Genomic DNA, 10,133 nt, shown 5'->3' with positions numbered 1-10,133 from the left:
ACACCAAATATTGTACAGCCATTTTATCTTCTGAGCGATGAAAAAGTCAGTCGCAACTTCTTTTTTTATTTTAAAAAATAAAATATTAATCTTTTGCTTAATTTAAAAGGAAAGGGGGAACAAATTATGTAAGTTTTGAAAAAAGTATCTATGATTATTCAAGAGGCGATTAACCAGCATTATAGTGATTTATTTATTATGCCTAAGGACGATTACTATCAACTGTTATACCGTGACATTAAAAGTTATCAGAAGGCGGAACAAATTAGCCAAGCGGACGCTGAGCAGATAATGAGTTATATGAAATATAAAGCCGATATGTCGATCAGTGAGAAAAGGCGTCCACAAAATGGAGCAATGGCTTGGATGGATGAAAAAAACGAAGTGGTTAATTTAAGAATTTCAACGGTTGGTGATTTTTTAGATAGACCATCGATGGTGATCAGATTTATTTATAAAATAAGTGATCAACATGCTCCTCTAGATGTCGAAAGCATGAACATAATTGAAATTGCTGCCAGGTTACGAGGATTAATTGTTTTTTCAGGACCGATGGGATCTGGAAAGACGACGTTAATTTATGAAATTGCCAAAAAGTTGAGTGAAACGAAGGTTGTTATGTCAATTGAGGATCCTGTGGAAATTCATGAAGATAATTTCTTGCAATTGCAGGTAAATGATCAGTCGGGGATGTCATATCAAGAACTCTTAAAAAGTGGCCTAAGAAATAGACCGGATATTTTTATAATAGGCGAAATTAGAGATCAAAAAACGGCAGAGATTGCCGTTCAAGCGGCTTTGAGTGGACACTTAGTTTTAACAACGATTCATGCTAAGAATGTTAGCGGTGTATACAACAGAATAGTTGAATTAGGGGTGCAAAAGGATCATCTAACGGATGCGTTAACTGCAACGATTTATCAAAGAATGGTACCGATGATTAACCTGGAAGGAAAAATTTTAACGGAAATCAAGTCGTATCATCCGGACTTAGTATTTGAATCCAAAAGTTGGAGAGAAAAATTAAATGAATGGTATAGAAATAAAAAAATCACGTCTGAAACTTTCCAAGAGTTTCAATACGGATAAAATCATGTTAAAGGATCAAGCCTTTATTTTTTCAACGATTGTTGATTTAACGGATATGGGGGTTTCAATTCAAAAAAGTGTTGAATTTATTCGAGTAATGAAACCTAAGATTAAAAATCAAATGGATGTTGTGATAAAAAAATTACAAGAAGGAAAAAGCTTTTCAGAAGCCTTTCGTCCGTATGTTTCAACTGATGTGTACTATCAACTAAAAATTGCAGACTATCATGGTGGTTTAAGGCGAACATTGGAATCTATTTCTAAAGTTTTTAATAGCCGCTACGAACAACGACGAAAGATAAAATCTTTAATCCAATATCCGATTTTTTTGATGATGTTCTTGGGCGTGATGTTGATTGGAATGAGGATTTATATTATGCCGGAATTAGCTAATTGGGATACAGGTACCGCCTCGTTTCGAAGTAAATTAATTAAAATCATTTTAATTGCTATTTTTTTATTATCAGTGTTAACAGCATTAAAATTATTGCTTGATTTTAAAAAGAAAACTATTACAAATCAGATCGCTTTGCTATGCCGGTTACCAGTTTTTGGCAAGTTGTACAAGACATATTGTCATTACTATCTGACATCAAATTTAGCTCTTTTTGTGCGAAGTGGGATGTCAATCGGTAGTATTTGTAATTATATGACACACCTTGATCGGGAATCATTGCTTTATCAAATCGGAAAGAGAATTGAGAAGGGGATCACTGATGGCCAAGATGTGCATAAAATGATTTTGAATGCAGTATTTTTACCTGACGAACTGGTATTTTTAATTAAAAAGGGCAGCAACCGAGAAACATTATCCGAAGAGATTAATGCTTTATCAACACTTAAGTACAGAAACTTGGTTCAAGCCATGGAAAGACTTGTTTTAATAATTCAGCCAATATTATTTGGCATTGTCGGGATAGTTATTATTTTAATGTATATAAGTATTTTGACGCCAATGTATAGCTCGATGAAAGAGGTAAGTTAAATGAAAAAAATGAAGCGGAGCTTTACTTTAATTGAAATGACAATCGTATTATTTATTATATCTTTATTGATTCTAATTATTTTGCCAAACGTGTCGGGTCAAAAGAAGAACGCTAAACGCATCCAGGGTGATGCAATGACAGAGGTGGTTCAAACCAAAGTTGATTTATATGAAAATGAGTTCGATGAAAGTCCGAAGAGCCTTGATGATTTGAAGGAAAAAGGATATTTATCAGATAAGCAGGTCCAACAAGCCAGCCGAGACGGAATAAAAATCAACGAAGGACGCGTGAATGCACATTAAAAAAGGATTTACGTTATTGGAAACGTCGATCGTTCTATTAATTACAAGTAGTGTATTAATCGTTGGATATGTGAATATTCGGACTTCCAGAGACAATATTAACGAAAAAGTTTTTTTAAAAAGGTTCGATATGAACTGGAAAAATATGTACAGATTAACTACGTATGACGGTTATAAGGGATCAATTGACTTTGATGAAAACACGCAAGAAATTATTTTTTTGTGCCAAAGATATCGTAAAAAATGGGTTAAACACTTAAAAGTCCCTCCTAGTTTGTATACAAGGGATAAAGTTTTTTATATCGGGAGAAATGGCGTTACTGCGCCTGGCAAAGTCATCATCTGTGATGCTAATCAGAAAAAGCCCAAATACGACTTGACGGTTCAAATGGGGTGGGGAGTATATGAAATTAAGAGAAACAACTAAGAAGGGCTCACTTTTGATTGAGGGAGTAATTGCTTTGATCATTATAAGTGGCTACGTGACCAATTCTTTAAGCATGTGGCATAGATGGAACGCTGAAATGAAAGATAATCAAATTGAATTAAACTATGAACGGAAAATATTAAATGAAATTAGGCAAAAACTTTAAAAAAAGGGGTTTTACTCTGATTGAAGCAGTGATTGCCTTGAGCATTCTATCTATGGTTGTTCTATTAGGCTCGTTATCGATTGAAACTGCTAACGGTGAAATGAAAAGAGATTATGAAAATAAATTAGAAACGATTGTTCAAGATCTGGAATCCCCCAAACATGGTTTTAAGTTAGTTGGTTTGGAAAGTGATCAGCTAAAGCTTTATTCAATGGTCGAAGAAAAAACGTATTACTTGGGCTTATATCGGAATATGCTTAGATACACTCCAGGGCATATGCCGCTCATGCTTGAAATTGCGCATGTTCGCTTTAGTAAGGAAGGAAATTTAATTAAAATTGAAATTACGGTCCGAAACCAAAAATTTGATGCGTTGGTGTTTATTCCCCAAAAAGAAAAATAAGCGAGGTAGCGCACTACTAATCGTTTTGTTAGTCTTAACATTTCTGACGGGAGTTAATTATGTGGTTAGTGAACGGGCACATCAGCGAATTCTAACTTTAAAAGATGAACAACAGCTAACTAAATCAAAAATTCTTGCGAATGAGCTTTTGATTCAAAGAAAGAAGGAAAATGTTAAAAACTATAGCGATAAGCACTTTGGTACCGTAGAATTAAATGGTGGAAAGAACTTGACTATAAAAGTTACAAAAGGTAAAACTGTAGAGGTTGAATTAAATCAGAATGGCTACTAACTTTGATAAATACGTTTAGGGGAGACGAATATGAATACAGAGAATATTGAAAAGATTTATAAAATATTTGATCAATCAATTCAGCTATTAAAGTCAAATTTAGAGATTGATTTTTTGGATGCATTTATTGAAACGGGTGATAATTTAATTTCTGGAAAAATTCAGGTCGAAGATGGAAAACCAGATGCAAAAACGGTGGCAAAACTAAATGGAATATATAAAGAATTCCAATATTCTGAGTACCAGCCCGAAGAATTACGACAAGCAATTCAATTGGTAATGATTCAGGCAAATAAAGAAGAACGTATTCAGGCTAATCACCAATTTACGCCTGAATCGATTGGTATGTTATTCAATTATATTATTGAAAATTTAAAAACAAACGAGAAAAGAATCACGATTTTTGATCCAGCAGTTGGGACAGGAAATCTGCTATCAACAATTCTAAATTACTTTCAGAGTCATCAAATTGAATTTGAAGCAGTTGGAGTTGATAACGATGATACGCTCTTGTCAATCGCCAGTATGTCGTTTAATTTTGAAAAATTAAACGTTGATTTATTCCATCAAGACAGCATTGATAATTTATTGGTTAAAGATGTTGATATAGTTGTATCAGACTTACCAGTTGGCTTTTATCCAATTGATGAACGGGTTAAAGATTTTAAAACGCATAGTGAAGATGGGCATTCGTTTGTCCACCATCTGTTAATTGAACAATCGATGAACGCTCTACGTCTCGGAGGGTATGGGCTGTTTTTAGTCCCAGGAAATTTATTTCAAACAGAAGAAGCTAAGAAATTACTTTCTTATTTCCATGACAGAGTTTATTTGCAGGCAATTTTGAATTTGCCGACTAAAATGTTTAAAAGCGGTCAAACTCAAAAGTCAATTTTATTACTGCAAAAGGTTGGAAATAATGCAAAACAAGCTAAGCAAGTTTTATTGGGAGAATTTCCAGAGTTTAACGATCAGAAGAAAATGTTAGAATTTTTGAGTGATTTTAAAAAATGGTCGGCAAGCAGTCTAAGTTAAAATTTTACTAATCAACCAGATTTATGTATCATTAGGCTATTAAAGTCTAATGATTTTTTAATATTTATAAGACAATCTGGGGGAAGTTTTAACTATGAAAGAACAGAGCAAAAATGAACTAGCTCGAAATTTAAAGAGTCGTCATGTCCAATTAATTGCAATTGGGGGAACGATTGGGACGGGATTATTTTTGGGAGCAGGTAGTTCAATTCATCTTGCAGGCCCTTCGATTTTGTTAGCTTATATAATAACTGGTTTGGTCTGTTTTTGGTTAATGAGGGCGCTTGGGGAACTATTGCTATCTGATTTGAACTCTACTTCTTTTGTTGATTTTGTTACTAAATATTTGGGAGAGAAAATCGGGTTTGTTACGGGCTGGACGTATTGGATATGTTGGATAACAATTGCGATGGCGGAAATCACTGCCGCTGGAATGTATATTAGGTACTGGTTTCCTAACGTTCCGCAATGGATACCAGGATTCATTATTTTGATTTTGTTAATTGGATTGAACTTGGTTACGGTTGAGGCATTTGGTGAAACTGAATTTTGGTTTGCAATAATCAAGATAGCGGCGATTTTAGCGTTAATTGCGATTGGTTTCATAATGGTGATTCTACATACGAAGACAAATGTTGGCCAAGCAGAATTAACCAACTTAGTTAATTTTGGGGGAATATTTCCTAAAGGGATAAAGGGATTTGTTTTATCATTTCAGATGGTGTTGTTTGCTTTTGTTGGAATTGAGATGGTTGGGATGACAGCTGCCGAGACGAGAGATCCTAAAAGCGTAATACCAAAGGCGATTAATGAAATCCCAGTTCGAATTGGTATTTTCTACATTGGAGCACTTTTCTTCCTAATGGCAATTTATCCTTGGAAAGATATTAGCCCAGATAGTAGTCCATTTGTCCAAGTATTTAAGAACATTGGTATCCCTGGAGCGGGTGGAATTATCAATTTTGTCGTATTAACGGCCGCTGCTTCGGCTTGTAATAGTTCATTATTTACAACGGGCCGAATGCTTTTTTCACTAACGTACAGAAGCAAAAGTAATTTTGGTAAAAAATTAGGAACATTATCAAAAAGTCAGGTTCCTAAAAATGCAATTCTGTTGTCGTCCGTTGTAATTGCAGTTGCGGTAGTTTTAAACATTTTAATGCCAAACGGAGTTTTTACTTTAATTTCGAGTATTGCAACAACGTGCTTTTTATTCATTTGGGGTACAATTGTGTTAGCCCATCTGAAGTTTAAAAAAGAGCAGTCTAAAAAAACAGTTGGATTTGAAATGCCAATGTTTCCCTTGAGTAACTACGTCGTACTCATCTTTTTGGCATTAGTTGGAGTTGTTTTGCTGCTGCAAAAAGAGACGGCAATTGCGCTGGGAGGCTCGTTGGTATGGTTTGTAGTAATGTTCAGTGTGGCAAAATTCAGAAAGAAAGAGGAACTGTAGATTGAATTTTTTTACATCTGACACCCATTTTTTTCATAAAGAACTATTGGGAGATAAAGATTTTGCCCCCCGTGATTTTGACAATATACAGGATATGAATGAAGCCATTATTGTCAATTGGAATAAACGGGTATCAAACGACGATAATGTTTATCATTTAGGCGACATTGCATTAAACTTTGTCCGACCTGAAAGTCTTGCAAATCAGCAGGTTTTTGATATACTCAATGCTTTGCATGGACACCTAATCTTTATTAAGGGAAATCATGATTCGAGAAGTTTATTTAAATTTTTAGAGGCGCATAATTATTTGCTGAATGGGCGGCCCAAGTTTCAATTTCATTCTGTTGGCACAATCATAAAGCTAAACCATCGACAATTGATTATGAGCCACTACCCAATTATGCTCGGAATTGTAAAACAAATTATTAATCTACATGGGCATATTCACCATTTTAGCGTTAATATCAAGGAAAATATTAATGTGGGTGTGGACACTCCTGAAGCAGATTATTTAGATTATAAAATTCCTTTTGGAACGCCATTTTCGGAATCAGACTTAGAACAAATGATTGTTGGAAAAGAAATTGATTTTAAAAAGAGGAAGTAGGCGTTGACCTTTCCTCTTTTTTTAATTACGATAGGATTTATGCTAGTTAAGTGGGGAACTTGAATGAAAAAAACGAGTGAAGAATTGTCTGAGATGAGAAGACCAATTATCAATAAAGTCGACTGGATCAGTGAAGACGAGGTCTTAATCAATGATCATGAGTATCGGTTGGAAGAAAATTATCGAGATGCATTTAATGATGAACTTTTAGCAGAACGATTTGTTGGATTATTTAGTCGATATGATTTTTTGGTAGGTGATATCGGATCAGGGCAATTAAGATTAAAGGGGTTCTACTCCGATAGTACATCTGTGGCAAATAATTTAAAAATAAGCCGAGTACAGGACTATCTTTATGAATATTGTGGATTTGGTTGTCCATATTTTATTTTAAAGAATATGCAAGTTAACGAGCGTGCCAAAAATCGCTGGTTAAGAGATCAGAAACGTTCAGATTCAAAGAAAAGTACTAAAACTCGGCAGAGCAAAAAAGTGAAAAAGACACGTAAGCCAGTGTCAAAAAGACACAACGAGGTCGTTAGTACAGGCAAAAAGAAGAAGCAAAAAACTTTTACAATTAGGGAGAAAAGGTAGAAATGATTAGCAGCTATGGTGGATATTTAATTGATTTGGATGGAACGATCTATCGAGGGAAAGAAAAAATTCCTGCAGCCAAAAAGTTTATTGAGAGATTACAGTATAACAATATTCCATTTCTTTTTTTAACGAATAACACGACTAAAACTCCTGAAGATGTCGCTAAAAATCTAAGGGATAATCATGAAATCAAGGCTGAAGCCTCTAATGTGTACACCGCAGCATTGGCCACGGCTGATTATCTGGACGGAATTGCTGATAAAAATCACCGGAAGGTCTATATCATTGGCGAATTGGGATTAAAACGGGCTATTTTGTCTAAAGGATTTGAAATGGAAGAAGACCATCCAGACTTTGTTGTAGCGGGTCTTGATTATGATGTAACTTATCATAAATTTGAGATAGCAACTTTAGCAATAAAAAAGGGAGCTAAATTTATTGGTACAAATGCCGACACGAATTTACCCAACGAACGAGGACTTGTACCGGGGGCCGGATCAGTTATTGCTCTTTTAGAGCGGTCCACGCAACAAAAAGCCCTTTATATTGGAAAGCCTGAAACCATCATTATGGAAAAGGCTCTAGATGTTATTAATTTACAGAAAAACCAGGTAGTGATGGTTGGTGATAATTATATGACTGATATTTCAGCAGGAATAAATTTTGGCATTGATACATTACTCGTCTATACCGGGGTGTCCACTAAAGATGTAGTTGCCAAAAAAGAAATTAAACCAACTCACGAAATCGACAGCTTAGACGAATGGCAATAAAGACTTGGGAAAAATTGCTATATCCCTTGGTGATTTGTATCACAGGATTAAGTTGGGCAATTTTTATAACAATTAATTCGTTCTTTTTATTTCGAATGACAATTAATGCTCAAATGACAAAGTTGGTAGGGATGACAACTGCTAAGATCATGAAGAATTATTACCAGTTGATAATGTATTTAGAATTTCCTTGGGTTAAGGATTTAAAACTGAGTGATTTTCCATTTTCAATCCATGGTTATGAACATATGCATGAAGTCAAGGATCTATTTTTACTGAATTTTGGTATTCTAGTGGCCTTTACTATTCTATGCATCATTATGTATTCACGTGTCAGAAAAAATAATAGTTGGTGGATTTTAGTTATGGGACTTCGGAATATGCTGATTATTATTCCGATGATTGTGTTTTTTTTGACCCTTAATTTTGATTATTGGTTTGTCATGTTTCATAAACTCTTTTTCAGAAATAACTATTGGATTTTTGATCCGGTGAAAGATCCGATCATAAATGTTCTACCAGATAGTTTTTTTACAATATGTTTTATCAGCATCTTTGTGTTACTTGAAATTTATTTAATCATTTCGTTCATAATAGTTAAAAGAAAAATGAATCAAGAAAAATAATAAAGCTCTTAAGCAGTCGACGTTGCTTAAGAGCTTTATTGTGTATAAAAGTACTATATTAGGAATAAGTGGTGGCTTGAGATTGAATTTTGTTGAGGCTATGCTTGCTTTTTTGTTTTAGATTTTACAAAGGAAAGCACCGCGGGAATCAACGAGACAACAATAATTCCAATTACAACTAGAGAGAAATGCTCTTTGACGAATGGAATGTTGCCAAAGAAATAGCCTGCGCTGCAGCAAATGGAAACCCAGGCGATATTTCCAATAATATTATATTTAATAAAGTCTTTATATGGCATGTTTGATCCAGCGGCTACGAAAGGCGCAAAAGTTCGAATAATAGGAATAAAACGAGCTAGCGTGATTGATATGTTTCCATGCTTTTCAAAAAAGTGCTCAGCTTCAACCATTTTTTCGTCACTAATAAAACGTCCAAAAAATGGATGACGGCGAAGGGCCATACCGACGTGCTTTCCTAAATAGAAATTTAGTGAATCTCCTAAAAGTGCTGCGAGGCAAAAAATACCGACAAAGATCCATACACTTAATCCGTATTCGGGCTTGGCAGAAAGAGCAGTTGCGGCAAAAAGTAACGAGTCACCAGGTAAAAATGGGAGGATCACGGCACCAGTTTCAATAAAAATTATGGAGAACAAAATTAGATAGGTAAGATCTCCAAACGTGTTTACGATCGAAACGAGATGCGCATCGATGTGTAAGACAAAGTCAATAAGCGACTGCAAAAAAATCATTCCTTTCAGAGTACTCCTATATATTAGATACAGGGTCTTGTACATTATTGCATATTTTTATATATATTTTTGTAATTATTTGAAGGTTACCGTAAAATTAACATTTGGAGGAATATTAACAATGTATAGAATTGGCGATATCATTGAAGTTAAAATTATTGGTATTCGAGCGTATGGACTATTTGTAACGGATCAAAAAGATCGAAAAGGGTTAATCCATGTTTCGGAATGTGACGACGGTTTTATAAAAAACTTGCAGGTTAAATTTGCGGTGGGGCAAAAAGTTAAAGCAATCGTGATGGAAGATGACGGAGATAAAAAATTTTCCCTTTCTATCCGCGCTTTAAAGGAAACAAAGGGGAATCTAAAGGACTATCCGCGTCCAGTTACATTTTACGTAGGTAGAAAGAGATATTGGACAAAATCCCATTATATCAGTGGTTTTGAGCCGCTTTCTCGAGAAGCTAAAGTAAGTAGGAAAGAAAAAGAAAAAGAATTTCATGAAAATGCTTGACGAATGGTCATTAATCTTGGTACTATATTTGAGCGGCGTTGTTACACCGCACTTTGAGAGAAGGAATGATAAAAATTACTTTGAAAAAAGTTGTTGACATTCAAATCT

Annotated in this window: 15 protein-coding genes; 14 read left to right on the top strand and 1 reads right to left on the bottom strand. The window is 34.6% G+C overall.

Annotation, left to right across the window (positions count from 1 at the left end; translation table 11 throughout):
• Positions 1–150: 150 nt before the first annotated feature.
• From comGA to IV81_RS08680, 13 genes are all read left to right on the top strand, one after another.
• Complete coding sequence (gene comGA, locus IV81_RS08740) at positions 151–1,089, top strand: competence type IV pilus ATPase ComGA (protein ID WP_057804302.1); 939 nt, start codon at positions 151–153, stop codon at positions 1,087–1,089.
• Entirely contained in the window at positions 1,028–2,074 is a 1,047-nt protein-coding gene (comGB, locus tag IV81_RS08735) for a competence type IV pilus assembly protein ComGB (RefSeq protein ID WP_236696861.1), read from the top strand. Before comGA ends, comGB begins: the two co-directional genes overlap by 62 nt.
• Positions 2,075–2,377 (top strand): competence type IV pilus major pilin ComGC, encoded by a 303-nt coding sequence (gene comGC, locus IV81_RS08730; protein ID WP_057804300.1) that lies wholly within the window; start codon positions 2,075–2,077, stop codon positions 2,375–2,377. It begins immediately after the preceding gene.
• On the top strand, positions 2,367–2,804 hold the full coding sequence (locus IV81_RS08725; RefSeq protein ID WP_057804299.1) for a prepilin-type N-terminal cleavage/methylation domain-containing protein: 438 nt from the start codon (positions 2,367–2,369) through the stop codon (positions 2,802–2,804). The genes comGC and IV81_RS08725 overlap by 11 nt, the downstream gene beginning before the upstream one ends.
• Complete coding sequence (locus IV81_RS08720) at positions 2,782–2,970, top strand: hypothetical protein (protein ID WP_057804297.1); 189 nt, start codon at positions 2,782–2,784, stop codon at positions 2,968–2,970. Before IV81_RS08725 ends, IV81_RS08720 begins: the two co-directional genes overlap by 23 nt.
• Positions 2,948–3,373 (top strand): competence type IV pilus minor pilin ComGF, encoded by a 426-nt coding sequence (locus IV81_RS08715; protein WP_057804295.1) that lies wholly within the window; start codon positions 2,948–2,950, stop codon positions 3,371–3,373. Before IV81_RS08720 ends, IV81_RS08715 begins: the two co-directional genes overlap by 23 nt.
• Positions 3,374–3,434: 61 nt before the next feature.
• Complete coding sequence (locus IV81_RS08710) at positions 3,435–3,665, top strand: hypothetical protein (protein WP_057804293.1); 231 nt, start codon at positions 3,435–3,437, stop codon at positions 3,663–3,665.
• A gap of 30 nt (positions 3,666–3,695) precedes the next feature.
• Positions 3,696–4,700, top strand: coding sequence for a class I SAM-dependent methyltransferase (locus tag IV81_RS08705; RefSeq protein WP_057804291.1), 1,005 nt, complete (start codon positions 3,696–3,698; stop codon positions 4,698–4,700).
• A 94-nt stretch (positions 4,701–4,794) separates the two neighbouring features.
• Positions 4,795–6,153 (top strand): amino acid permease, encoded by a 1,359-nt coding sequence (locus IV81_RS08700; RefSeq protein ID WP_057804289.1) that lies wholly within the window; start codon positions 4,795–4,797, stop codon positions 6,151–6,153.
• Between the two features lies 1 nt (position 6,154).
• A complete protein-coding gene (locus IV81_RS08695; RefSeq protein ID WP_057804287.1) occupies positions 6,155–6,763 on the top strand; it encodes a metallophosphoesterase in 609 nt (202 codons plus the stop codon).
• A gap of 63 nt (positions 6,764–6,826) precedes the next feature.
• Positions 6,827–7,357 carry a YutD family protein gene (locus IV81_RS08690; RefSeq protein WP_057804284.1) on the top strand — a complete coding sequence of 177 codons (531 nt, stop codon included), beginning with the start codon at positions 6,827–6,829 and terminating at the stop codon, positions 7,355–7,357.
• 2 nt (positions 7,358–7,359) lie between these two features.
• A complete protein-coding gene (locus IV81_RS08685; RefSeq protein ID WP_057804282.1) occupies positions 7,360–8,133 on the top strand; it encodes a TIGR01457 family HAD-type hydrolase in 774 nt (257 codons plus the stop codon).
• Positions 8,124–8,759, top strand: a complete 636-nt coding sequence (locus IV81_RS08680; RefSeq protein ID WP_057804280.1) for a TIGR01906 family membrane protein — start codon at positions 8,124–8,126, stop codon at positions 8,757–8,759. Before IV81_RS08685 ends, IV81_RS08680 begins: the two co-directional genes overlap by 10 nt.
• A 98-nt stretch (positions 8,760–8,857) precedes the next feature.
• Here the strand turns inward: IV81_RS08680 and IV81_RS08675 are convergent, their stop codons facing one another.
• Positions 8,858–9,502 carry a VTT domain-containing protein gene (locus IV81_RS08675; RefSeq protein WP_057804304.1) on the bottom strand — a complete coding sequence of 215 codons (645 nt, stop codon included), beginning with the start codon at positions 9,500–9,502 and terminating at the stop codon, positions 8,858–8,860.
• Between the two features lie 130 nt (positions 9,503–9,632).
• Here IV81_RS08675 and IV81_RS08670 point away from each other — a divergent pair, with 130 nt between their 5' ends.
• The gene (locus IV81_RS08670) at positions 9,633–10,025 is read left to right on the top strand and encodes a S1 RNA-binding domain-containing protein (RefSeq protein ID WP_057804278.1); all 393 of its coding nucleotides are present in this window, start codon (positions 9,633–9,635) and stop codon (positions 10,023–10,025) included.
• Positions 10,026–10,133: the final 108 nt, after the last annotated feature.

It is taken from the genome of Pediococcus stilesii, assembly GCF_001437075.1.
GTDB classification, from domain to species: Bacteria; Bacillota; Bacilli; order Lactobacillales; family Lactobacillaceae; genus Pediococcus; species Pediococcus stilesii.
This window is presented reverse-complemented; position numbering and strand designations above follow the sequence as displayed.

What these genes read in the sequence shown, in the direction of transcription:
- IV81_RS08690 (WP_057804284.1), top strand. Translation starts at nt 6,827, where the DNA reads ATGAAAAAAACGAGTGAAGAATTGTCTGAGATGAGAAGACCAATTATC.
- IV81_RS08715 (WP_057804295.1), top strand. Translation starts at nt 2,948, where the DNA reads ATGAAATTAGGCAAAAACTTTAAAAAAAGGGGTTTTACTCTGATTGAA.
- IV81_RS08720 (WP_057804297.1), top strand. Translation starts at nt 2,782, where the DNA reads ATGAAATTAAGAGAAACAACTAAGAAGGGCTCACTTTTGATTGAGGGA.
- comGA (WP_057804302.1), top strand. Translation starts at nt 151, where the DNA reads ATGATTATTCAAGAGGCGATTAACCAGCATTATAGTGATTTATTTATT.
- IV81_RS08700 (WP_057804289.1), top strand. Translation starts at nt 4,795, where the DNA reads ATGAAAGAACAGAGCAAAAATGAACTAGCTCGAAATTTAAAGAGTCGT.
- IV81_RS08670 (WP_057804278.1), top strand. Translation starts at nt 9,633, where the DNA reads ATGTATAGAATTGGCGATATCATTGAAGTTAAAATTATTGGTATTCGA.
- IV81_RS08705 (WP_057804291.1), top strand. Translation starts at nt 3,696, where the DNA reads ATGAATACAGAGAATATTGAAAAGATTTATAAAATATTTGATCAATCA.
- IV81_RS08725 (WP_057804299.1), top strand. Translation starts at nt 2,367, where the DNA reads ATGCACATTAAAAAAGGATTTACGTTATTGGAAACGTCGATCGTTCTA.
- comGC (WP_057804300.1), top strand. Translation starts at nt 2,075, where the DNA reads ATGAAAAAAATGAAGCGGAGCTTTACTTTAATTGAAATGACAATCGTA.
- IV81_RS08680 (WP_057804280.1), top strand. Translation starts at nt 8,124, where the DNA reads ATGGCAATAAAGACTTGGGAAAAATTGCTATATCCCTTGGTGATTTGT.
- IV81_RS08685 (WP_057804282.1), top strand. Translation starts at nt 7,360, where the DNA reads ATGATTAGCAGCTATGGTGGATATTTAATTGATTTGGATGGAACGATC.
- comGB (WP_236696861.1), top strand. Translation starts at nt 1,028, where the DNA reads ATGAATGGTATAGAAATAAAAAAATCACGTCTGAAACTTTCCAAGAGT.